This window comes from Actinoplanes sp. CA-252034 (genome assembly GCF_050956125.1).
Lineage (GTDB): Bacteria > Actinomycetota > Actinomycetes > Mycobacteriales > Micromonosporaceae > Actinoplanes.
In genome coordinates, this window is sequence record NZ_CP191846.1 from 9,335,543 (window position 1) to 9,356,129 (window position 20,587).

The window sequence follows — 20,587 nt, forward strand, 5'->3', positions numbered from 1 at the left end:
TCAGGCGTCCGGGCCCCGGCGACGGAGCTCGTCGACCTGGGTCATGGCGCCGCGGAGGTCGGTCAGCCAGTCCTCGGTGTGGCGGCCCACCAGCTTGACGCACCAGGCCAGCGCCTCCGAGCGGGAACGGGCCACCCCCGCGTCGACGAGCGTGTCGAGGACCTGCCGCTCGGGCTGGCGCAGCCGGGTCATCACCGGCGCGGACAGATGGGTGAACAACTCGGACGCATCGCCGCAGCGCACGCCCCAGGCGACCTTGCGCTGATAGCGGTGCTCGACCTGACGGGCCACCCGGATCCGGGCGTCCCGGGTGTCCTCCCGGAACTGGGCGATCCGCCCGGCCTGGGCCGCGGCCGCGTCGGCCTCGGTGGAGTCCTCCCCCAGCTCGGGCCGGGGCAGCCGCCCCCAGATGATGATCTCGTCGCGATCGATGACGACCTCGGGCCGCTCGGCGAACCACCCGTCCGGAACAGCTCCGGCGATCCAGGCGGCGGCGTCGTCAGCGGCGGGCGGCTCGGCACGGCCACCCTGTTGGGCAAAACGGACTCGCATCTCAACCTCCCGAACTTACGTGATTACATGCTTACATCGCTGAGAGGCCGAGCGGCAACCGAGACGGGCGGAGAAACGGCGAACCGCCCCGGCACCGGAGAATCGGCGACGAGGCGGCTCGGGTCGAGGGCCACGGGGCGGTGGCGTGGGTGCGCAAGGTCCACTACTCTGCTGAACCAGTCGACCCCGAGGCTGTGGGAGCGCTCCCAACTACGACGTTACCGCACATTCACGGCGACGAAAAGACCTGCGGGCCGGTTGGTACCCGGCAATTGCGACATGCCAGAACGGGCAATTTGCACTTGCCGCCTTCCGGACGACAGAATGAATGCGACGACGAGCATTCGCGAGCTGGACTGGCGTGTGCACGCAGCGTCAGCCGAATAACTCGCTGTAGGAGTCGAACAACCATGGCCAAGCAGATAATTACCGTGCTGACCGACGACCTCGACGGTACGGAAGCGGACCGCACCGTCGAATTCGGCCTCGACGGCGTCAACTACACGATCGACCTGTCCGAGAAGAACGCCGGCAAGCTGCGAAAAGCCCTCGAACCGTTCCTCTCCGCAGCTACCCGGCTAGGCCGCAACGGTAACGTTCCGACCCCTGCCCGGCGTGCAGTTCCGGCCGTCTCGAGCCGTTCCAGCCGCGACCAGAATCAGGCCATTCGGGAGTGGGCCAACAAGAACGGCTTCACCGTCTCGGAACGTGGACGGATCCCGAGTGAGGTCGTCGAGGCGTACCACAGCAAGCGCTAGTTCCTCATAGCAATCGGCGCCACCCGTCAACGGGTGGCGCCGATTGCCGTCGAAAGGGGGTTCGGTGGGTGTCGTCATCGTGACCGGGGCGTCGAGCGGGATCGGGCGGGCGATCGCCGTCCGCCTGGCGGCCCGCGGCGACACCGTGGTCCTCGCCGCCCGCCGTGCCGTCGAGTTGGAGTCGGTGGCCGCGCAGATCCGGACAGCGGTGGCGGTCCCGACCGACGTCACCGACCCGGCGGCCGTGGACGCGCTGGTGGCGCGGGCGATGGCGGTGACCGGCCGGATCGACGCGCTGATCAACAACGCGGGCGCCGGCGGCGACAAGTCGGTGCTGGCCGACGAGGCGGAGATCCGGGCCGTCGTCGAGGTGAACCTGCTGGCTCCGATCCGGCTGATGCGGGCGGTCGTCCCCGTCATGCGCGCACAGGGGTCCGGATCCATCGTGAACATCGGTTCGGTGGCCGGCGAGATCGGTATCAGCGGGATCTATTCGGCGACGAAGTTCGGTCTCCGGGGGATGAACGACTCGGTGCGCCGGGAACTGGCCGGCACCGGTATCGGCGTCACTCTCGTGGAGCCCGGGCACATTGCCACCGAGATGACCGCGCACCGTTCCGGGCTGCCCGGCCCGGAAATCGTCGCCGCCGCCGTGGAACGGGCGCTGACCCGCCCTCGCCGCCGGGTGGTCGTTCCGGGAAAGTATCGGGCCGCCATCCTCCTGGCCAATGCCCTGCCGGCGATCCCGGATCGTCTCTACGCGGGCCGGATCGCCGGAAAAAAGAGCCGGACCACCGGAAACGGAGACCGGACGGCCGGAAACAAGGAGCCGGGCGCCGGAAAGCGGGACGAGAAGAATTCCGGATAGCCGGCCGGGTAGCGCCGGCCTTCGATAGTTCGCCGCCCGGAAATGGAACGGCACCGACTCGACGTAAACCGGCTGCCGAAAAGGGCGGTTCAACGGCCCGCTCAGGGGTACCGCAACAGCCATGCGTGTAGTGATCGTGGGCGCCAGCGGCAACTCCGGTACCGCCCTGCTGCGCCGCCTGCGCTCGGAATCCGACCTGGACCTGGCCGGGGTCTGCCGTCGCCCGCCTGCGCCGGCCGGCCCGTACGCCGACGTCTCCTGGCACTCGATCGACATCGGCGCCGACGACGCGGGTGACCGTCTGTCCGAGGTGTTCACCGGCGCGGACGCGGTCGTGCACCTGGCCTGGCAGATCCAGCCCAGCCACGACCAGCGACGCCTCTACCGGACGAATGTGCTGGGCAGCCGGGCGGTCTTCCGGGCCGCGATCCGGGCGGGCGTCCCAGTCCTGGCGCACGCGTCGTCGGTCGGGGTCTACGCGCCCGGCCCGAAGCAGGCGTTCGTCCGCGAGACATGGCTGCGCACCGGCGTGCCCGAGTCCTCCTACAGCCGGCACAAGGCCCTGGTCGAGCGCATGCTCGACGAGATCGAGTCGGACCATCCGACGATGCGCGTCGTCCGCCTGCGCCCCGGCCTGATCTTCCAGCGCGACGCGGGCGCCGAGATCGCGCGCTACTTCGCCGGCCCGCTGCTGCCCGCGAGCCTGCTCCGTTTCGGCCGCATCCCGGTCGTCCCCCGCCATCCCGGTCTGCGCATGCAGGCGGTGCACGCCGACGACGTGGCCGACGCCTATCTGCGTGTGCTCCGCGCCGACGTCCGGGGAGCGTTCAACCTGGCCGCGGGGCCCGTCCTGGACGCCGACATCGTCAGTCGCGCGTTTCACGGCGTACCGCTGCGGGTGCCCGGTCTTCTCCTGGAGGGCGCCGCCGGGCTCACCTGGCGGCTCAGGCTGCAACCGGTCGACCGGGGATGGGTGCGCCTGGCGCTGAAGGCGCCGCTGATGAGCTGCGACCGCGCCGCCGGCGAGCTCGGCTGGCGCCCGGCGACCGACGCGGTGAGCGCCTTCCGCGAGCTCCTCGGCGGCATCGCCGATGCCTCCGGCGCCGCCAGCCCGCCCCTGGCGGAGGACTCCGACCTGCCCGGACGCTTCGGCGGTCTGCTGCGAGGACGTCTACCCGGAACCGGAAACCCCTACTGATCCGGTACGCCGTCCGCCGTCGACGACCGCGGCCAGGAGTCCCGTGGCTCCCCCGCGAGGTGGCTGCCCACTCCCGGCCCCGGGCGCGACCGCCGGGCCGGTCCGGTGGGCGCCGTCCCGGCCCCTGGCCCGTGGTCGGCAGCCGTTCCGGCCCGGGCCCGTGGTCGGAGCCACGATCATCCGGCCCGTAGGGTGGGCGGCGTGCTTCGTGAGGTCACAGCGATCCGGTATGTCACGCCGTTGCGGGAGGGTGGGTCGCTTCCCGGTGTGGTGGAGGCCGACGATCTCGGCACCTATGTGGTGAAGTTCCGCGGGGCGGGCCAGGGGCCACGGGCTCTGGTCGCCGAGGTGATCGCCGGTGAGCTGGCCCGGCGGCTCGGGCTTCCGGTGCCGGAGCTGGCCCGGGTGGAGCTCGACCCGGTGGTCGCGCGGGCCGAGCCGGACGAGGAGGTCCAGGAGCTGATCAAGGCCAGCGCCGGGAGCAACCTCGGGATGGACTTCCTGCCGGGTGCGCTCGGGTACGACCCGGTCGCCCACCCGATCGAGCCGGGGCTGGCCAGCCGGGTGCTGGTCTTCGACGCGTTCGTGGAGAATGTCGACCGCAGCTGGCGCAACCCGAACCTGCTGATCTGGCACGGCGACCTGTGGCTGATCGACCACGGGGCGACCCTCTACTTCCACCACAACTGGCCCCGTGCCGAGAGCGTGGTGCACCGGCCGTACAGGTGGGACGACCACGTGCTGAAGCCGTACGCCACGAGTCTCGCCGCCGAGGGGCCCGCCCTGGCCGGGCGGATCACGCGCGAGCTGCTGGCCGAGGTGATCGCCCTGGTCCCCGGGGAGTGGCTGGAGGACGGCGACCGGGACGCCTACCTGAGCCATCTGTCCCTGCGGGCGGAACGGCCGGAGGCGTGGCTGCCATGACGACCAGGCTGACACCCTACGAGTACGCGATCATCCAGGCCGTGCCCCGGATCGAGCGCGGCGAGCTGATGAATGTCGGTGTGCTGCTCTACAGCCAGCGGCACGACTTCCTGTCCGCCCGGACGCACCTCGACGAGACCCGGCTGCGGGCGTTGGACCCGGCCGCCGACGTCGAGGGCATCCGGACCGCTCTGGACGCGTGGGACCTCACCTGCACGGGCGGCGGCGCCTCCGAGCAGATGCGCCTGGGCGAGCGTTTCCGCTGGCTGGTGGCCCCGCGCAGCACGATCCTGCGGGCCGGCCCGGTCCACATGGGCCTGACCACCGACCCGTCCGTCGAGCTGGACCGGCTGGTCGGCCTGCTGGTCCGCTGACGAACCGGCCACGGACGAGCGTTCAGGCCGTGGGACGGGCGGGTCGGGCCGCGGAACGGGCGGGTCAGCCCGCGGAACGGGCGGTCAGGGTCGTGGGACGGGCGGTCAGGCCGTGGACGGGTGGCGGAGGTCGACGTCGTAGCGGAGCCCGCGCGGTGAGTGGCAGGTGACGGTGTCACCGACGCGTACTCGCGGGTCGGTGGCGTAGAGGGCGGCGAGCCGTCGTTCGGCCGAGGTGTCGCCGCTGTCCGCCGCGACGAGCCCGGCCGCGATCTCGTCGATCAGGGTGACGTCACCGGAGTCCCAGGACGGCAGATCGTCCCAGGCCTCGTCGAGGGTCCGGCCGCCCAGGTCGCCGATGAGGGCCGCGTCGGAGCCCCAGAAGTCCCACAGCAGGGTCTCGTCGCCGTACCGGTGGGCCAGCTCGGTCAGGACGTACTTCCGGATCATCAGTGGGCCGCGGATCGGCACGCCGGGGCCCACGCCGTACCCCTCGGGATCGATCTCACCCCGCCGGAAGGCGAGCCAGCACTGGGCCGCGGTCCGCAACCCGCCGGGTCCCAGCGGCACGTCGGCGACGTCGACCGGGAAGCCGGCCGCCGGATCGAGCTGGGTGTCGGTGGCGATCCAACGGTCGCCGTCGTGGTACTCGGTGACGACGTGGTCGACGTGGAAGCCGCCGGCGAGGTAGCCGGCGAATCCGACCCGGCTGCGGGCTGGAACGCCCCGGTGCCGCAGAGCCGCGACGGTGAGCAGCGTGAAGTCCCGGCAGCAGCCGACGATCCGCTGATCGGCCGGGCGCGGCTCGTCGAGCGGCGAGCCGGGCGGGAGGGCGCCGAGCATGATCTCCACCCAGCGGCTGTCGATCTCGGCGAGCCGGCCGGGCGGGAAGTCGAGGCCGGACGCGCGATAGTGCACCACCAGGTTGCGGACGGCCGTGCCGATCCCGGCGACGTCCCCGGGGAGGGCGCCGAGCCGGCCGACGTGGCGGCCGGGGTCGGAGAAGCGTGTCTGTCGCGTGTAGTCCATCGCCTGTCGCCTCTCGCCTACGCCGATTGCCGGATTCGATCGTGGACCCTGCCCCCGTGTCAGGGTGAAGAGGGGCACACTGATCGAATGCAGCTCCCGCTGAACCCACCGGTCAAGCCGATGCTCGCCAAGCCCGTCGCCGACATCCCGCCCGGCCAGGTCTACGAGCCGAAATGGGATGGATTCCGGTCGATCGTCTTCCGGGACGGCGACGAGGTGGAGATCGGCAGCCGTAACGAGAAGCCGATGACGCGCTACTTCCCCGAGGTGGTCGAGGCGATCCTGGCCAACTTCCCGGAGCGCGCGGTGATCGACGGCGAGGTGATCGTCGCCGACACCGGACGGAACACCCTCGACTTCGAGGCCCTCCAGCAGCGCATCCATCCGGCGGCGAGCCGGGTGAAGCTGCTGTCCGAGCAGACTCCGGCCGGTTTCGTGGCGTTCGATCTGCTGGCGATCGGCGACGAGGACCTGACCGGGCTGCCGTTCCAGGAACGACGCGAGAGGCTGGAGCAGGCCCTCAAGGACGCGAAGCCACCGGTGTACGTGACTCCGGCGACCGACGACCTGGAGACGGCCCGTCGCTGGTTCGCCGAGTTCGAGGGGCCGGGCTCGACGGCCTGATCGCGAAGGCCCGTGACCTGACCTATCAGCCGGACAAGCGGGTGATGGCGAAGATCAAGCACAAGCGCACCGCGGACTGTGTGGTGGCCGGTTACCGGGTGCACAAGTCGGCCGACAACCGGATCGGCTCCCTGCTGCTGGGCCTGCACGACGAGCGTGGCGTCCTGGTGAGCGTCGGGGTGATCGGCTCGTTCTCGATGAAGGTCCGGGAGGAGCTGTTCGAGGAGTTGCAGCCACTGGTCACCACGTTCGAGGGACACCCGTGGAACTGGGCGGCCCATGAGCAGGGCGAGCGGACACCCCGGAAGAACGAGGTGAGCAGGTGGAACGCGGGCAAGGACCTGTCGTTCACGCCGTTGCGCCCCGAACGGGTGGTGGAGGTCCGCTATGACTACATGGAGGGAATCCGGTTTCGGCACACCGCCCAGTTCGAACGGTGGCGTCCCGACCGCGACCCGCTGACCTGCACATACGAGCAGCTGGAGCGGCCGGTGCGGTTTGATCTGGCCGAGGTGCTGACCAGCCGCTGACGGGGACGCCCGCGTGGACCGGCTAGGGTTTGTCGCGTGGATCGTCGCTCACGCCTGGCCGTCGCCGCCCTGTCCGTGCTGGTCCTGACGGCGGGCTGCACCCTGCCCTCGTTCGCGCCGGACGGCTCGGACGAGCCGGCGCGCTCCGGCGCGACCAGTGCCGCGGCTCCATCCGCCTCCGGATCGGCGACCCGATGGCGGCCGTGCCCCGAGGTCCCCCGTGAGCTGGTCAACCGGACCGCGACGGGGATGACCTACGAGTGCGCCACGGTGCCGGTGCCGAAGGACTGGGCGGCGCCGGTCGCCGGGGAGACGTACGGCATCGACATGATCCGCATCCGGTCCGATCGGCAGCGCGACCGGATCGGCTCGCTGCTGCTCAACCCGGGCGGCCCGGGCGGCTCCGGCATCGACGTGGCGATCTACCTGTCGTTCGGGCAGGCGCTGGGTGGTCTGCCCACCGAGATCACCGACCGGTTCGACATCGTCGGTTTCGATCCGCGCGGCGTCGGCGAGTCCGACCCGGTGAAGTGCATCTCCGCGGCCGACCAGGACGAAAGCTTCGCCGCCGACCCGGACCCGGCCGACCAGGCCGCGTTCGACCAGATCGCGGCGCTCAACAAGAAGATCGCCGACGGCTGCGCCAAGGAGTACGGTCCGAGCCTGCGCACCTACTCCACCGAGCAGGCGGCCCGTGACCTGGACGCGCTGCGGGCCGCGGTCGGCGACGAGAAACTGACGTACCTGGGCTTCTCGTACGGGACGCTGCTCGGCGCCACGTATGCGCAGTTGTTCCCGAAGAACGTGCGGGCGCTGGTGCTGGACGGCGCGGTCGACCCGACCGAGGACTACGTGTCCGGCTCCGAGCAGCAGGCCAAGGGCTTCGAGCGGGCTTTCACCAACTTCACCGGCTGGTGCGCCAAGAACGCCGCGAAGTGCCCGATCGCGCCGGACGCCCGTGGCGCGGTGACCGACGCGCTGGCGAAGGCGGAGAACTCGCCGGTGCGCGGCTCGGACGGCCGGGAGGCCACCCCGGGCTGGATCTTCCTCAGCGTGATCTCGTCGCTCTACACCGAGACGGGCTGGACGAGCCTGGCCGACGCGATCGACAGTCTGTCGGCCGGTGACGCCGAGGGCGTCTTCGAGTTGGCCGATCAGTACGCCGAGCGCGACCCGAACGGGCGGTACTCCAACCTGTTCGACGCCAACCTGGCGGTCAACTGCGCGGACACCGACAAGGCGCCGACCGCGGCCGAGGTGCGGCGGCTGCAGGGCGAGTGGCGTACGAAGTACCCGATGTTCGGCCCGGCGCTGGCGATCGGGATGCTGCCGTGCACCTTCTGGGGCGGGGAGCGCGACCCGTACCCGGTGGGCAGGGCCGAGGGCGCCCCACCGATCGTGGTGGTGGGCACCACCGGTGACCCGGCCACCCCGTACGAGAACACCGCCGACCTGGCGAAGATGCTGGGTGTCGGGCACGTGCTGACGTGGGAGGGCGAGGGGCACACCGCCTACCCGTCGACCGCCTGCATCCGTAACGCCGTCGACGCGTACCTCATCGATCTGAAGGTCCCGCAGGAGGGCCTGCGCTGTCCTCCGAAGTGATGCCCTGACGGGCCGCCATCTGTTCCAGCAGAGCCCGGGTGATCCGGAGGTTCTCCTTGAGCTCCTCCTGCTCCTCGTGGCGGAACGCGTCGTTGTTCACGATCAGCTTGCTGGAGAAGTGTGCGGTGATCAGCGGGATCACGAGCAGCACCATGATCGAGATGAGCAGGCCGGCCATCAGGCGGGCCTCCCACGTGGCCGGCGAGATGTCGCCGTACCCGACGGTGGAGGCCGTGACGACGGCCCACCAGATCGAGTCGCCGATGCTCCGATTCTCGAAATGCCGATACAGAACGCCGCAGACGACGATCAGGATCGAGTACGCGAGCAGTAGCGTGCCCGGCGAGTTGGCCAGCCAGACGACGGCGCGGTACAGCTTGCGGGGCACCCAGAGCAGCGCGTCCATGACGTCATCGTGCCCGACGTGAGGGCTCCCTGACAGCCCGTGACAAGCTTTCGATCATGCAGATCCGGATCGCCACCCGTGCCGACGTCCCCGCCGTGCTCACCCTGCTCGCCGACGATCAGGTCAGCCGCGACCGGGGGTTCGGCGTCGTCGCGGAGTCGGTGGACGCGGCGGTGTGGGCCGCGTTCGAGGCGATCGACGCCGACGACCGCAACGAGCTGATCGTGGCCGTCGACGGCGACGAGGTGATCGGCACGTGCCAGCTCACCTTCATCCCGGGTCTGAGCCGCAACGGGGCCGAGCGGATGCTGATCGAGGCGGTCCGGATCGACTCGGGCCGGCGCGGGCAGGGGCTCGGCGGCGAGCTGATCCGCTGGACGATCGAGCGGGCCCGCGAGCGGGGCTGCGCGATCGTCCAGCTCACCACGGACAAGCGGCGTACCGACGCGCACCGCTTCTACGCCGCGCTGGGCTTCGAGGCCTCGCACGAGGGCATGAAGCTACTTCTTTAGGTCGCGGTCCTTGGAGGGCTGCACCCGCTTGGGCTCGCCGGGCATCTTCGGGTGGTCCGGTGGGTAGGGCAGGTCGCCGAGGCCGGCCTTCTCGTCGCGCTCGACCCACTCCAGCAGCGGGGTGAGGTCGTGGGCGAGGTCGTCGATCCCGGCGTGCGGGTCGCCCACCTCGGCGAAACGGGGCGGCATGGTCCGCAGGTCGAAGTCGTCCGGCTCGGCGGAGGTCAGCTCGTCCCAGGTGAGCGGGGCGGAGACGGTGGCCCGGGCGTTGGCGCGCAGCGAGTAGGCGCAGGCGATGGTCCGGTCGCGGGCCATCTGGTTGTAGTCGAGGAAGACCCGCTCGCCGCGCTCCTCCTTCCACCAGGCGGTGGTGATGCCGGCCGGGTTGCGGCGCTCCACCTCACGGGCCAGGGCGATGGCGGCGCGGCGCACGTCCACGAACGACCAGCGCGGGGCGATCCGCACGTAGATGTGGACGCCACGGCCGCCGGAGGTCTTCGGGTAGCCGGTCCAGCCCAGGTCGGCGAGGACCTCGCGGACCACCCCGGCGGTGGCGATCACATCGGTGAAACCGGTGCCCGGCTGCGGGTCGAGGTCGATGCGCAACTCGTCGGGCTCGTCGGGGGCGTCCGCGCGCACCGGCCAGGGGTGGAAGACCACGGTGCCCATCTGGGCGGCCCAGGCGACGTGGGCCAGGTCGGCAGGGCTGAGCTCGTCGGCCGTACGCATGCTGGGGAACTTGATCGTCGCGGTCTTGATCCAGTCGGGGACGCCGCGGGTGGGGATGCGTTTCTGGTAGAACGCCTCGCCCTCGATGCCGTCGGGGAAGCGCTGGAGGGTGGTGGGACGGTCGCGCAGCGCCCGCAGGATGCCGTCGCCGACCGCCAGGTAATACTCGAAGACGTCCCGTTTGGTGAATCCCCGGCCCGGAAAGACGATCTTGTCGGGGCTGCTCAGGCGCACGGTGTGCCCGGCGATCTCATGCTCTTCAGCGGTGGCTTTCGGCATGCCCCGAGCCTACGGGCTACGGGCGGCGCAGGCCGCCCGGCGAACCGGACGGCCGGACCACGATCGTCAGGCGTTGCGACGGCGACGGGTGTACCAGAGCGCGGCCACGCCACCGGCCACCATCAGGCCGCCCAGGCCGAGGGTGGGGCCGAGGGGGGCGCCGGTGACCGCGAGGGTCGTGCCCACGCTGACACCCTGTCCGGCGGCGCTGACCGAGGGACGCGGCTGAGCGGTCGCCGACTGCACGCCGGTGCCCGGGGAGCTCTTGATGCCACCGGCCGGCAGACTCTCCGACACCGAGGGAGCCGGAGCCGAGGGCGACGGCGAGTAGCCGGGACGGCCGCGGGTCGGGCCGCCGGTGGGCGCCGCGGTCGTGGCCTTGACGGTGCCGGCCGGGGCCGGGGTGGTGGCGGCGACCGTCGGCGGGGTGGTGACGACGGGCGTCGCGGGCACCTGCTGGACGGTGCCGTAACCGGGGTTGCCGCGCTGGTCACCGGGATCGGGACTAGGCGTCATGATCGCGTGACCGGCGTTCTGCACGACGTCGGTCGCCATGGCCGGGGCTCCACCGAGAGCGAGAGCAGCGAGAACAGTGGCACCGACCGTGGCGAGTCCAGCGGCCGGACGGCGCGAAAAGCTCATGAGGAGTATCCGTTCTGTTGCGGAAGGTACGTTCCATGGTCGCACGGGAGCTTAACGGTAATTGCCCGTTTTACCCGGAAACACCCTCTGGCGGGTCTTCAGCCCGGAAGACCACCGAAACGGTGACTCCGCCACAAATGAGACAACGCGAACACCTTGAGCTCGAACCGGGGATCGGCGGCGAACAGACCTCCGCTGTACGGTGCGTGCAACCGCACGCTGGCGCCCGAGTCCAGATAGACCGAGACCACGGTGCGGCGCCCCCGCCGCTCGGCACGCAGGTCCACGACCCGGCTCCAGGGCGCGAGGCCCTCGTCGAAGACCGAGGAGGTACGGATCCCGCAGTCACCCACCTCGACCCCGGTACGGCGCCCGGCCAGCAGACCGGTGACCGCCCCGACGAACAGCGGCGCCACCACCAGCAGCGCCCACGTCCAGGCCGGTGGGCCGGACCACAGCAGCGTGGCCATCACCCCCGACATGACACTCGCCAGGGCGCCGAGGACGCCGAGGTAGAGACCGTGACCGAGGCCCTGTCGCCAGGTCGGCCGGAACATCGCGGGGAAAGCACCTTCCATGACCGCTCAACTCCGGGTGAACATCACTCCTGGCGGACCGGGGGTGCGACGTACCGTTGACGACATGACGACCGATCTGCCTACCACTCAGGACGAGTGGCGCATCCGCCTGTCCCCGGAGGAGTTCTACGTGCTCCGCGAGGCCGGCACGGAGCCGCCCTGGAGTGGTGAGTACGTGGAGACCAAGACCGAGGGCGTCTACGACTGCCGGGCCTGTGGCGCGGCGCTGTATGAGAGCAGCAGCAAGTTCGACAGCCACTGCGGCTGGCCGTCCTACGACGACGCGATCCCGGGCGCGGTCCGGGAGATCGAGGACCGGACCCTCGGGATGGTGCGCACCGAGATCCGGTGCGCCAACTGCGACTCCCACCTGGGCCACGTGTTCCGGGGCGAGGGCTTCACCCCGAAGAACACGCGGCACTGCGTGAACAGCCTGTCGATCAGGCTGGATCCCGCCGCCTGAGGTCCTCGACGACGTAACCCACCCCGTTCGGCGCCTCGAACTCGGCGGTGCCGGTGACGACCCAGTCATCGCCGAGTTCCGGGGCGAGCGTGTCGCCGTCCACGTCGAGGGCGATCCTGGTCCGCACGATGTGCGTGGCCCGCGACAGGAACCCGGCGTAGACCTCACCGCCGCCCATCACCCAGAAGTCGTCGTGCTTCACCTCGTCGAGCGAGTGGACCACGGTCGCGCCCGGCGCAGCCCAATCGGATGACCTGGTCAGGACGATGTTCTCCCGGCCGGGCAGCGGCTTGAGCGGGAGCGAGTCCCAGGTGGCGCGGCCCATCACGACCACGCCTCCCGCCGTCCGCTCCTTGAACACCTTCTGCTCGCCGGGGACCCGCCACGGGATCGTGTCACCGGCGCCGATGACCCGCCCACGGGCCTCGGCCCAGATCATGTGGATGGTCATACCGCGACGGGCGCCTTGATCAACGGGTGGTGCCGGTAGTCCACGACGGCGAAGTCCTCGTACTCGTGCTCGAAGAGGCTCTCCCGCGGTTTGATCTCGACCGTGGGGAACGGGTACGGCTTGCGGGTGAGCTGTTCCTTCACCTGCTCGATGTGGTTGGTGTAGATGTGCACGTCACCGCCGACCCAGATGAAGTCACCCGGCTCGAGGCCGACGTGGGCGGCGACCAGCTGGGTGAGCAGGGCGTAGCTCGCGATGTTGAACGGCACGCCCAGGAAGAGGTCGGCGCTGCGCTGGTAGAGCTGGCACGAGAGCCGGCCGTCGGCCACGTAGAACTGGAACAGCGCGTGGCAGGGCGCCAGTGCCATGTCCGGGATGTCGGACACGTTCCAGGCGGACACGATCATCCGGCGGGAGTCCGGGTTCGACCGGATCGTCTCCACGACCTCGGCCAGCTGATCCACGTCCCCGCGCGAGGTCGGCCACGAACGCCACTGCTTGCCGTAGACGGGACCGAGATCACCGTCCTGGTCGGCCCACTCGTCCCAGATCGTGACGCCCTGGTCGCGCAGCCACCGCACGTTGGTGTCGCCGCGGAGGAACCACAGCAGCTCCACGGCGAGCGACTTGAAGTGCACCCGCTTCGTGGTGATCAGCGGGAACCCCTCGGACAGGTCGTAGCGCAGGCGCTCGCCGAAGAGGCTGAGCGTCCCCGTCCCGGTGCGGTCGCTCTTCGGCGTCCCCGTCTCCAGCACCCGGCGGAGGAGGTCTTCGTACTGGGTGTCCATAAATCCGCAACCCTACGCCGCGTCTACAGGTGGAGTTCGCAGCCGTCCTCGTCGTCCAGCCAGACACCGTCGGTGGCCAGGTAGCGGAACTTGTAGTGGCCCGGTTCGAGCGGCACGCTGACCGTACGGGTGCCGTTGCGCCGCACCTGCAACTCGTGCCTCCCCGGCTCCCAGCCGTTGAAGTCGCCGACCACGCTCACCTTCCCGGGCGGCTCGTCAGCCGGCAGGGAGAAGGTCACCCGCGTCTTGCTCCCGAACAACTTACTCGTCTTGATCATGAAGCCCTCCCTTCACCGGTACAACGTCGCACTGCCGCGTATGTTGTGCCGATGCATCCCGAACCTCACGACGAGCTGCGTGTGGCGTCCTTCCGCGACCTGGACACCACCACCCTCTACGAAATTCTCAAGCTGCGCAGCGAGGTCTTCGTGGTCGAGCAGGAATGTGCGTACCTAGATCCGGACGGACGGGACGTCGAGCCCGGAACCCGGCATCTGTGGTTCGCCCAGGGCAGGACGGTCCAGGCCTACCTGCGGATCCTCAGCGAGCACGGGGTGGAGCGGATCGGCCGGGTGGTGACCGCCCCGGACGCCCGCGGTCGGGGCCTGGCCGGGCGCCTGATCACCGAGGCGATCACCGTGATCGGCAATCGCCCCAGCGTCCTGCACGCCCAGGCCCACCTGGCCGGCTACTACGGGAGGTTCGGCTACGTGGTGAACGGTCCCGAATACCTGGAGGACGGCATCCCCCACGTCCCCATGGCTAGGGAAGGTTCGCCACCAGCTCGGTGACCGAGCGACGGCGGCCGGTGTAGAACGGCACCTCCTCGCGGACGTGCAACCGCGCCTTCGACGCCCGCAGGTCACGCATCAGGTCGACGATCCGGTGCAGCTCGTCGGCCTCGAAGGCGAGCATCCACTCGTAGTCGCCGAGCGCGAACGACGCGACCGTGTTGGCGCGCACGTCCGGGTACGGGCGGGCCATCTTCCCGTGCTCGGCGAGCATGGCGCGCCGCTCCTCGTCGGGCAGCACATACCAGTCGTAGGACCGGACGAACGGGTAGACGCACAGGTAGGCGCGGGCTTCCTCACCGGCGAGGAAGGCCGGCAGGTGGCTGCGGTTGAACTCGGCCGGGCGGTGCAGCGCCATCTGCGACCAGACCGGCTCCAGGTGGCGGCCCAGTGCGGTGCGGCGGAACAGCCCGTAGGCGTCCTGCAGCGCGTCGGACGAGCTCGAGTGCCACCACACCATGATGTCGGCGTCGGCGCGCAGGCCGGACACGTCGTAGGTGCCGCGGATCGTCACGTCCTTGCCCACGAGCTGCTCGAACAGGCCGTCGACCTCGCCCGCCACCTCGTCGCGCAGCGCCGGCAGCGGCGACGACACCCGGAACACCGACCACATCGTGTAACGGATCGTCGCGTTCAGCTCTTTGATGCGGGAAGCATTGGTCTGCTCGGTCATCGATTTCCCTCCAGGAACCTACTCACATCGTCTGCCGCACGCTCGCCGCCGGCCACACACACCGGGATCCCGACGCCGTCGAACGCCGCGCCGGCCAGCGCGATCCCCTCCGGCAGCCCGGCCCGCACACGCGCAACCCGGTCGGCGTGACCCGGCGCATACTGCGGCAGGCCGCCGCCCCAGCGCTGCACCCACGAGTCCACCGGCGCGGGCAGCTCGGCGCCGATCAGCTCCCCCAGCTCACGGCGGGCCACGGCCAGCAGCGACGCGTCGTCGAGCTGCAGCCGGTCCTCCTCACCGGCACGTCCCAGCGACACCCGCACGATCACGGGGCCGGGCTCCCGCGCCAGGTGCGGCCACTTGGCGGTGAAGAAGGTGGCCGCCTTGACCAGCGTGCCCTCGCCCGGCGGCACCAGGAAGCCCGAGAGCTCCGGCAGCTTCGCACCGGGTGGCAGCGCCATCGCGGCGAGCGCGACACTCGCGTACGCCAAGGCCGCGATGTCCGCCCCGGCCTCACCGAGCAGCCGCGCCGCCGGCTTGGCCGGGACCGCGAGGATCACCGCGTCCACCTCGTCCATCTGGGGCGACGGCGCCGATCCAAAGATCAACTGCCAACGGCCCGCAGGGGTACGGGTGAGCTCGCGCACCGGCAGCCCCAGCACCACACGCGCCCCGGAAGCCGAAGCGGCGGCGCTGATCAGACGGCTCATCCCGCCGTCGACAGCGGCGAAGACCGGCCGCCCCGGTGTCCGCCGGCTGCGGGCCTGCGCCGCCCGGACCGCCCCGGCCAGCGTGTGCTCGGTCTCCGCCGTGGCCGCCAGCTGCGGCATCGTCACCCGCAGGGACAGCCGGTCGGCCCGCCCCGCGTAGACCCCGCCGAGCATCGGGTCGACCAGCCGGTCCACCACCTCGTCGCCGTAACGCTCGCGGACCAGCTCACCGACCGCCACGTCCTCCCCGGGAGCCAGCAGCGGGCGGCCCCGGTCCACGTCGGCGCCGCTCGCCGGCAGGGCCACACCGTCCAGCGCGGACAGGTCGCCGGGCACACCGACCAGGGTGCCGCCGGGAATCGGGGCGAGACGGCCGCCGAGGGCCAGAGCCGCCGGACGGGCCGCCGGGTGCACCAGCGCGTCGCCCAGGCCCAGCCGGCGGGCCAGCGCGACCGCCGCCGACTCGCCGCCGTCGGAACCGCTGTTCAGAAACGACTCGGCGCCCCGCTCGACCCTTCGGCCACCCAGCTCACCGGTCTGGAGCTTGCCACCGAGGGCGCTGCTCCGCTCATACACGATGATCTCGGTCCCGGAAGGCGTGCGATCCCGCAGCCGCACCGCCGCCGCAAGGCCCGCGATGCCGCCGCCGATGACCGCGATCCGCTTCCGCACGCCCTTCACACTCCCAGGTCGCGCCCGGCCCCGGCCACCGGGGTCCGCCGCTGTGACCCGCCCGGCGTTCGGCCGGCCGCACCTCGGACCGGTCCACCCGGCCGGCCGCATTCGTGCGCCCGCCGGGCACGAACTGCCGGGTCCTAAGACCCGGAGACCTCGTGCACCAGCGCGACCAGACGGGTCAGAACCTCCGGGTCGGTCTCCGGCATGACGCCGTGGCCCAGGTTGAAGACGTGCCCGGGCGCCGACTTGCCCTGCGCCAGGACCCGCCGGGTCTCGCGCTCGACGGTTTCCCAGCCGGCGAAGAGGATCGCCGGATCCAGGTTGCCCTGCACCGCACGGTCCGGGCCGATCCGGCGGGTCGCCTCGTCCAGCGGGGTGCGCCAGTCCACACCGACCACATCGGCGCCGGCCTCACCCATCGCCTCCAGCAGCACGGCGGTGCCGACACCGAAGTGGATCCGCGGGACACCGGCGTCGAGCAGGCCGGTGAGCACCTTGGCCGAATGGGGCATCACGTAGCGCCGGTAGTCGGCCTCGGAGAGCGCGCCCGCCCAGGAGTCGAACAGCTGGACCGCGCTCACCCCGGCGTCGACCTGGACGCGCAGGAACGTCAGCGTGATGTCGGCGAGGCGGGACAGTAGGGCGCTCCACAGGTCGGGCGCACCGTACATCATCGCCTTGGTCTTGAGATAGGTCCGTGAGGGACCGCCCTCGATGAGGTAGCTGGCCAGCGTGAACGGCGCGCCGGCGAAGCCGATCAGCGGGGTCTTGCCGAGCTCGGCGATCAGCAGCCCGATCGCCTCGGTGACGAAGTCGACATCGGCCGGGACGAGCTCGCGCAGCCGGGCCAGATCGGACTCGGCGCGGATCGGCTCGGCCACCACCGGGCCGGTGCCGGCCACGATGTCCAGATCGATGCCGGCCGCCGCGATCGGCACCACGATGTCGCTGAAGAAGATCGCCGCGTCCACGTTGTGCCGGCGCACGGGCTGCAGGGTGATCTCGGTGACCAGGTCCGGCCGGCGGCACGACTCGAGCATGCCCACGCCCTCGCGGATCTTGCGGTACTCCGGCAGCGACCGCCCGGCCTGTCGCATGAACCAGACCGGCGTGTGCGTAACGGGCAGACCACGACACGCCCGGACGAAGGGGGAATCCTCGAGAACCGTCACCGGGACATCGTGCCACGCGAGTGAATCGTCCCGGCGGCGCGCCGAGCACGGACGGCGACTAGATCGGCATAGGCTGCTTCCATGGCGTCCCCCTCCGCTTCCCCGAGGCGTTCACCCGCGCCGTGGCCGGGTTGCGCGCGGAGTCGCCGCGGCCGGAGATCCTGCTCGAGGAGATCGCCGCGCCCCAGCGGCTCGCGCCGTTCTCGTTCGCTCTCAGCGCCACCGTGCTCCGCGCCGGTGACGAGGTGGCGAGCGGCCGGCTCATCCTGTTGCACGATCCGGCCGGGCATGACGCCTGGCGCGGTGACCTGCGACTGGTCACCCTGATCACCGCGGAGCTGGAGGACGATCTGGCCTCCGACCCGCTGCTGCCGGCGGTGGCCTGGACCTGGCTGACCGACGGCCTGGACCAGCACGCGGCGGCCTACACCGCGATCGGGGGGACGGTCACGCAGACCGCGTCCACCCGGTTCGGCGAGCTGGCCGGCCCGGATCCGACCGCCGACCTGGAGGTCCGCGCGTCGTGGACGCCCACCTCCGACGACTTCGGCGCGCACCTGCGTGGCTGGCTGGCGATGCTCGCCTCCACGGCCGGCCTGCCGCCGCCGGGCGTCGCGTCACTCAGCGACCGCCAGCTCCGGGTCTGACCCCTTCGTTCCGGCCGGCCCCTTCGTTCTGGCCGACCCCTTTGTTTCGGTCGGCCTCTTTGTCTCGGTCGGCCTCTTTGCTCCAGCCGATCCCGTCGTCTCCGGTCCGGGATCGGCCGTCTCCGATCCGGCCCGTCAGCCGTTTCCGCAGGCGTCGAGGGTCTCGCAGGCGACCTCGATCGGGATGGCCAGGCCGATGCCCTCGGCGTCGCGGGCCTTCGCCGTGGCGATGCCGACCACCTGCCGGCTGGAGTTGACCACCGGCCCGCCGGAGTTGCCGGGGTTGATCGGGGCGTCGAACTGGATCGTCGGCCCGTCCTCGGTGTTCCGGAACGCGCTGATCACGCCGGTGGTGACCGAGTCTTCCAGGCCGAGCGGCGCGCCCGCGACCAGCACCTGCTGACCCGACTTCACGTCACCGCCGGCGATGGCGAGCGGCTTGATCTCCCGGTTGGCCCGCAGCAGCGCCAGGTCCTTCGCCTTGTCCACCTTGACGATGGTCGCGTTGATCCGGGTGGTGCCGCGTTCCAGCGCCACCTGTCGCTCGCCGTCCTCGAACGTCTCCTCCACCACGTGGAAGTTGGTGAACAGACTGGTCCGCCCGTTGGCCTCGCTGACCGCGAAGGCGGTGCCGGTGAACTCGCCGGCCCGCACCCGGAAGACGCTGGGCAGCACGTCCTCGGCGATGCCCTGCGAGTCGAAGTTGGCCGAGGTCTGCTGCTTCTCCAGCTTTTCGACGCGGTCCTCGGAGGCGTTCACCGTGTCGGCGATGTCGTTGTTGTTCTGGATGATGGTCTCCACCCGGAACGCCTGCCAGCCCGAGACCAGGACCAGCGCCGCGACCAGACCGAACAGGGCCGGCTTGTACCTGCTCCTGCGCTCCCGCGGCTCCGGCGGCGTGTACGCCTGCTGGTACTGCTGCTGGGGCGCCTCGTAGACCGGCTGCTGGTATTGATACTGCTGTTGGTACTGCGACTGCTGCTGGTACTGGGACTGCTGGGGCTGCTGGTACTCGTACTGGTATTGCTGTTGCTGCGGTTGCTGCGCCCACGGGTCCTGCGCCTGGTACTGCTCCTCCTGCCAGTTCCACTCCTGGGCACGGGGCCCACCGTTGGCTGGCGTGAAGGGCTCGAACGGGCTGGACATACGGCGCGGCCTCCCGGTGGTCTCGGCGCTGCGACAGGTGGTACGGACCGGAGCGGCAAACGGATGAACCCCCCGGAAGATCGAGAATCGACGCGCCGGGAGCCCTGCTGCGCACAGCAGGGGTGCTACCCCCGTACGGTTACGGAGTGACCGACGAAGCACCCCTGCGCCGTCGGGACTCGCCGGACACGGCAGGGGACGGACCGCACCTTGTGCCGCCCGACCCGACATCTGGCGGTCCCGAGGATTCCCGCCCCGCGACACCCCTGACCGCCCCGCGTGACGGCACGCCCGCCCCGGTGGAGACTCCGGCCGAGTTGGCCGACGTGGTCTCCCGGATGGTGGCCGGCACCGGCCCGATCGCCGTGGACGCCGAGCGCGCCTCCGGATACCGCTACACCCAACGCGCCTATCTGGTGCAACTGCGCCGGGCCGGATCGGGCACGGTGCTGATCGACCCGCTCCCGCTGGACGATCTGCGCACCCTGGACACGGCGCTCGCCGACACCGAGTGGGTGCTGCACGCCGCCAGCCAGGACCTGCCGTGTCTGGCCGAGCTGGGCATGCGGCCGCGCCGGCTGTTCGACACCGAGCTGGCCGCGCGCCTGGCCGGGTTCGAGCGGGTCGGGCTGGCCGCGCTGACCGAGCAGCTGCTCGGCTACTCGCTGGAGAAGCACCATTCGGCCGCGGACTGGTCGACGCGGCCGCTGCCCGAGTCGTGGCTGACATATGCGGCGCTCGACGTGGAGCTGCTCACCGATCTGCGTGACGTGCTCGCCGACGAGCTGGACCGGCAGGACAAGACGGCGTGGGCGGCCGAGGAGTTCGCCGCCCTGGTGGCCGGCGCCGACCGCCCGCCCCGGGTGCGTCCCGATCCGTGGCGGCGCACCTCCGGCATCCACCGGGTCCGCGGCGCCCGCGCCCAGTCGCGGGTGCGCGCGCTCTGGTATGCGCGGGACGGTGTGGCGGCCCGCCGCGACTCGGCGCCCGGCCGGGTCCTGCCCGACTCGGCGATCGTGGCCGCCGCCGAGATGGACCCGAAGGATGAGCGCACCCTGCTCGGCATCCCCGGGTTCGGTGGCCGCTCGGTGCGCCGGCTGGCCCGGATCTGGCTGGACGCCCTCGATCAGGCGCGCGCCCTACCGGACGATGCGCTGCCGGTGAACCAGCCGGTCGACGGCCCGCCGCCGCCGCATCGCTGGGCCGAGCGCGATCCGATCGCCGCGGCCCGGCTGGCCCGCTGCCGGGGGATCGTCGTCGCCACCGCCGAGCAGCACAATCTGCCGCCGGAAAACCTCGTCAGCCCGGATTTCGTCCGTCGTCTGGCGTGGTCGCCCCCGGACGAGGTCAACGCCCGGACGGTCGGCGACACCCTGCTCGGCTTCGGCGCCCGTAACTGGCAGGTCGGTCTGCTGGCCGATCTGCTCGCCGAGGCCCTCCCCGAGCGGTCGTGAAACGGT

Annotated in this window: 24 protein-coding genes and 1 pseudogene; 12 read left to right on the plus strand and 13 right to left on the minus strand. The window is 71.1% G+C overall.

Annotation, left to right across the window (positions count from 1 at the left end):
* Complete coding sequence (locus ACQPZW_RS42075; protein WP_433791615.1) at nucleotides 1-552, minus strand: hypothetical protein; 552 nt, start codon at nucleotides 550-552, stop codon at nucleotides 1-3.
* A gap of 410 nt (nucleotides 553-962) precedes the next feature.
* Between ACQPZW_RS42075 and ACQPZW_RS42080 the strand changes: the two genes are divergently transcribed.
* The 5 genes from ACQPZW_RS42080 to ACQPZW_RS42100 all read left to right on the plus strand — a co-directional run bounded on the left by ACQPZW_RS42080 (nucleotide 963) and on the right by ACQPZW_RS42100 (nucleotide 4,674).
* On the plus strand, nucleotides 963-1,310 hold the full coding sequence (locus tag ACQPZW_RS42080; protein ID WP_106319498.1) for a histone-like nucleoid-structuring protein Lsr2: 348 nt from the start codon (nucleotides 963-965) through the stop codon (nucleotides 1,308-1,310).
* Between the two features lie 64 nt (nucleotides 1,311-1,374).
* Nucleotides 1,375-2,178: an SDR family NAD(P)-dependent oxidoreductase gene (locus ACQPZW_RS42085; protein WP_433791616.1), complete on the plus strand. Its 804-nt coding sequence runs from the start codon at nucleotides 1,375-1,377 to the stop codon at nucleotides 2,176-2,178.
* 121 nt (nucleotides 2,179-2,299) lie between these two features.
* A complete protein-coding gene (locus ACQPZW_RS42090; protein ID WP_433791617.1) occupies nucleotides 2,300-3,376 on the plus strand; it encodes an NAD-dependent epimerase/dehydratase family protein in 1,077 nt (358 codons plus the stop codon).
* Between the two features lie 201 nt (nucleotides 3,377-3,577).
* Nucleotides 3,578-4,300: a HipA family kinase gene (locus tag ACQPZW_RS42095; protein WP_433791618.1), complete on the plus strand. Its 723-nt coding sequence runs from the start codon at nucleotides 3,578-3,580 to the stop codon at nucleotides 4,298-4,300.
* Complete coding sequence (locus ACQPZW_RS42100) at nucleotides 4,297-4,674, plus strand: DUF3037 domain-containing protein (RefSeq protein ID WP_433791619.1); 378 nt, start codon at nucleotides 4,297-4,299, stop codon at nucleotides 4,672-4,674. Before ACQPZW_RS42095 ends, ACQPZW_RS42100 begins: the two co-directional genes overlap by 4 nt.
* A gap of 105 nt (nucleotides 4,675-4,779) precedes the next feature.
* Here ACQPZW_RS42100 and ACQPZW_RS42105 read toward each other — a convergent pair whose 3' ends face one another.
* Nucleotides 4,780-5,703: a transglutaminase-like domain-containing protein gene (locus ACQPZW_RS42105; RefSeq protein ID WP_433791620.1), complete on the minus strand. Its 924-nt coding sequence runs from the start codon at nucleotides 5,701-5,703 to the stop codon at nucleotides 4,780-4,782.
* Nucleotides 5,704-5,790: 87 nt separating this feature from the next.
* Here ACQPZW_RS42105 and ACQPZW_RS42110 point away from each other — a divergent pair.
* Nucleotides 5,791-6,857: pseudogene (locus tag ACQPZW_RS42110) on the plus strand (ATP-dependent DNA ligase).
* Nucleotides 6,858-6,893: 36 nt separating this feature from the next.
* Nucleotides 6,894-8,462, plus strand: coding sequence for an alpha/beta hydrolase (locus ACQPZW_RS42115; protein WP_433791621.1), 1,569 nt, complete (start codon nucleotides 6,894-6,896; stop codon nucleotides 8,460-8,462).
* On the opposite strand, the gene ACQPZW_RS42120 is transcribed toward ACQPZW_RS42115, so the two are convergent.
* Nucleotides 8,413-8,868 (minus strand): potassium channel family protein, encoded by a 456-nt coding sequence (locus ACQPZW_RS42120; protein ID WP_433791622.1) that lies wholly within the window; start codon nucleotides 8,866-8,868, stop codon nucleotides 8,413-8,415. The two genes, ACQPZW_RS42115 and ACQPZW_RS42120, sit on opposite strands and share 50 nt — an antisense overlap.
* 56 nt (nucleotides 8,869-8,924) lie before the next feature.
* On the opposite strand from ACQPZW_RS42120, the gene ACQPZW_RS42125 reads away from it, so the two are divergent.
* Entirely contained in the window at nucleotides 8,925-9,380 is a 456-nt protein-coding gene (locus ACQPZW_RS42125) for an N-acetyltransferase family protein (protein WP_433791623.1), read from the plus strand.
* Here the strand turns inward: ACQPZW_RS42125 and ligD are convergent.
* The 3 genes from ligD to ACQPZW_RS42140 form a co-directional block, all read right to left on the minus strand.
* On the minus strand, nucleotides 9,369-10,388 hold the full coding sequence (gene ligD / locus ACQPZW_RS42130) for a non-homologous end-joining DNA ligase (RefSeq protein ID WP_433791624.1): 1,020 nt from the start codon (nucleotides 10,386-10,388) through the stop codon (nucleotides 9,369-9,371). The genes ACQPZW_RS42125 and ligD overlap by 12 nt on opposite strands.
* A gap of 66 nt (nucleotides 10,389-10,454) precedes the next feature.
* On the minus strand, nucleotides 10,455-11,030 hold the full coding sequence (locus tag ACQPZW_RS42135; protein ID WP_433791625.1) for a hypothetical protein: 576 nt from the start codon (nucleotides 11,028-11,030) through the stop codon (nucleotides 10,455-10,457).
* A 98-nt stretch (nucleotides 11,031-11,128) separates the two neighbouring features.
* A complete protein-coding gene (locus tag ACQPZW_RS42140; protein ID WP_433791626.1) occupies nucleotides 11,129-11,587 on the minus strand; it encodes a hypothetical protein in 459 nt (152 codons plus the stop codon).
* Nucleotides 11,588-11,672: 85 nt separating this feature from the next.
* On the opposite strand from ACQPZW_RS42140, the gene msrB reads away from it, so the two are divergent.
* Nucleotides 11,673-12,071, plus strand: coding sequence for a peptide-methionine (R)-S-oxide reductase MsrB (gene msrB, locus ACQPZW_RS42145; RefSeq protein ID WP_433791627.1), 399 nt, complete (start codon nucleotides 11,673-11,675; stop codon nucleotides 12,069-12,071).
* Here msrB and ACQPZW_RS42150 read toward each other — a convergent pair.
* From ACQPZW_RS42150 to ACQPZW_RS42160, 3 genes are read right to left on the minus strand one after another with little or no spacing between them, the layout of a single operon-like run.
* Complete coding sequence (locus ACQPZW_RS42150; RefSeq protein WP_433791628.1) at nucleotides 12,049-12,522, minus strand: dihydrofolate reductase; 474 nt, start codon at nucleotides 12,520-12,522, stop codon at nucleotides 12,049-12,051. The genes msrB and ACQPZW_RS42150 overlap by 23 nt on opposite strands.
* Complete coding sequence (locus tag ACQPZW_RS42155; protein ID WP_433791629.1) at nucleotides 12,519-13,310, minus strand: thymidylate synthase; 792 nt, start codon at nucleotides 13,308-13,310, stop codon at nucleotides 12,519-12,521. Before ACQPZW_RS42155 ends, ACQPZW_RS42150 begins: the two co-directional genes overlap by 4 nt.
* A gap of 23 nt (nucleotides 13,311-13,333) precedes the next feature.
* Nucleotides 13,334-13,588, minus strand: coding sequence for an isoamylase early set domain-containing protein (locus ACQPZW_RS42160; protein ID WP_433791630.1), 255 nt, complete (start codon nucleotides 13,586-13,588; stop codon nucleotides 13,334-13,336).
* Between the two features lie 51 nt (nucleotides 13,589-13,639).
* On the opposite strand from ACQPZW_RS42160, the gene ACQPZW_RS42165 reads away from it, so the two are divergent.
* The gene (locus tag ACQPZW_RS42165) at nucleotides 13,640-14,101 is read left to right on the plus strand and encodes a GNAT family N-acetyltransferase (RefSeq protein ID WP_433791631.1); all 462 of its coding nucleotides are present in this window, start codon (nucleotides 13,640-13,642) and stop codon (nucleotides 14,099-14,101) included.
* Here the strand turns inward: ACQPZW_RS42165 and hemQ are convergent.
* The 3 genes from hemQ to hemE all read right to left on the minus strand — a co-directional run bounded on the left by hemQ (nucleotide 14,073) and on the right by hemE (nucleotide 17,334).
* Nucleotides 14,073-14,774, minus strand: a complete 702-nt coding sequence (hemQ, locus tag ACQPZW_RS42170) for a hydrogen peroxide-dependent heme synthase (protein WP_433791632.1) — start codon at nucleotides 14,772-14,774, stop codon at nucleotides 14,073-14,075. The two genes, ACQPZW_RS42165 and hemQ, sit on opposite strands and share 29 nt — an antisense overlap.
* Nucleotides 14,771-16,156 carry a protoporphyrinogen oxidase gene (hemG, locus tag ACQPZW_RS42175; protein WP_433791633.1) on the minus strand — a complete coding sequence of 462 codons (1,386 nt, stop codon included), beginning with the start codon at nucleotides 16,154-16,156 and terminating at the stop codon, nucleotides 14,771-14,773. Before hemG ends, hemQ begins: the two co-directional genes overlap by 4 nt.
* A 143-nt stretch (nucleotides 16,157-16,299) precedes the next feature.
* Nucleotides 16,300-17,334: a uroporphyrinogen decarboxylase gene (gene hemE / locus ACQPZW_RS42180; RefSeq protein ID WP_433791634.1), complete on the minus strand. Its 1,035-nt coding sequence runs from the start codon at nucleotides 17,332-17,334 to the stop codon at nucleotides 16,300-16,302.
* 68 nt (nucleotides 17,335-17,402) lie between these two features.
* Here hemE and ACQPZW_RS42185 point away from each other — a divergent pair, with 68 nt between their 5' ends.
* A complete protein-coding gene (locus ACQPZW_RS42185) occupies nucleotides 17,403-17,981 on the plus strand; it encodes a DUF3000 domain-containing protein (RefSeq protein WP_433797779.1) in 579 nt (192 codons plus the stop codon).
* A gap of 135 nt (nucleotides 17,982-18,116) precedes the next feature.
* On the opposite strand, the gene ACQPZW_RS42190 is transcribed toward ACQPZW_RS42185, so the two are convergent.
* Entirely contained in the window at nucleotides 18,117-19,127 is a 1,011-nt protein-coding gene (locus tag ACQPZW_RS42190; protein WP_433791635.1) for a S1C family serine protease, read from the minus strand.
* Nucleotides 19,128-19,273: 146 nt separating this feature from the next.
* On the opposite strand from ACQPZW_RS42190, the gene ACQPZW_RS42195 reads away from it, so the two are divergent.
* Complete coding sequence (locus tag ACQPZW_RS42195) at nucleotides 19,274-20,581, plus strand: ribonuclease D (protein WP_433791636.1); 1,308 nt, start codon at nucleotides 19,274-19,276, stop codon at nucleotides 20,579-20,581.
* Nucleotides 20,582-20,587 lie beyond the last annotated feature (6 nt).

Excerpts from the sequence above, each read along its gene's own strand:
- ACQPZW_RS42135 (WP_433791625.1), bottom strand. The coding sequence starts at position 11,030 with ATGAGCTTTTCGCGCCGTCCGGCCGCTGGACTCGCCACGGTCGGTGCC.
- ACQPZW_RS42140 (WP_433791626.1), bottom strand. The coding sequence starts at position 11,587 with ATGTTCCGGCCGACCTGGCGACAGGGCCTCGGTCACGGTCTCTACCTC.
- ACQPZW_RS42105 (WP_433791620.1), bottom strand. The coding sequence starts at position 5,703 with ATGGACTACACGCGACAGACACGCTTCTCCGACCCCGGCCGCCACGTC.
- msrB (WP_433791627.1), top strand. The coding sequence starts at position 11,673 with ATGACGACCGATCTGCCTACCACTCAGGACGAGTGGCGCATCCGCCTG.
- hemQ (WP_433791632.1), bottom strand. The coding sequence starts at position 14,774 with ATGACCGAGCAGACCAATGCTTCCCGCATCAAAGAGCTGAACGCGACG.
- ACQPZW_RS42075 (WP_433791615.1), bottom strand. The coding sequence starts at position 552 with ATGCGAGTCCGTTTTGCCCAACAGGGTGGCCGTGCCGAGCCGCCCGCC.
- ACQPZW_RS42190 (WP_433791635.1), bottom strand. The coding sequence starts at position 19,127 with ATGTCCAGCCCGTTCGAGCCCTTCACGCCAGCCAACGGTGGGCCCCGT.
- ACQPZW_RS42120 (WP_433791622.1), bottom strand. The coding sequence starts at position 8,868 with ATGGACGCGCTGCTCTGGGTGCCCCGCAAGCTGTACCGCGCCGTCGTC.
- ACQPZW_RS42080 (WP_106319498.1), top strand. The coding sequence starts at position 963 with ATGGCCAAGCAGATAATTACCGTGCTGACCGACGACCTCGACGGTACG.
- ACQPZW_RS42125 (WP_433791623.1), top strand. The coding sequence starts at position 8,925 with ATGCAGATCCGGATCGCCACCCGTGCCGACGTCCCCGCCGTGCTCACC.
- ACQPZW_RS42165 (WP_433791631.1), top strand. The coding sequence starts at position 13,640 with ATGCATCCCGAACCTCACGACGAGCTGCGTGTGGCGTCCTTCCGCGAC.
- ACQPZW_RS42155 (WP_433791629.1), bottom strand. The coding sequence starts at position 13,310 with ATGGACACCCAGTACGAAGACCTCCTCCGCCGGGTGCTGGAGACGGGG.
- ligD (WP_433791624.1), bottom strand. The coding sequence starts at position 10,388 with ATGCCGAAAGCCACCGCTGAAGAGCATGAGATCGCCGGGCACACCGTG.
- ACQPZW_RS42150 (WP_433791628.1), bottom strand. The coding sequence starts at position 12,522 with ATGACCATCCACATGATCTGGGCCGAGGCCCGTGGGCGGGTCATCGGC.
- ACQPZW_RS42090 (WP_433791617.1), top strand. The coding sequence starts at position 2,300 with ATGCGTGTAGTGATCGTGGGCGCCAGCGGCAACTCCGGTACCGCCCTG.
- ACQPZW_RS42100 (WP_433791619.1), top strand. The coding sequence starts at position 4,297 with ATGACGACCAGGCTGACACCCTACGAGTACGCGATCATCCAGGCCGTG.
- ACQPZW_RS42160 (WP_433791630.1), bottom strand. The coding sequence starts at position 13,588 with ATGATCAAGACGAGTAAGTTGTTCGGGAGCAAGACGCGGGTGACCTTC.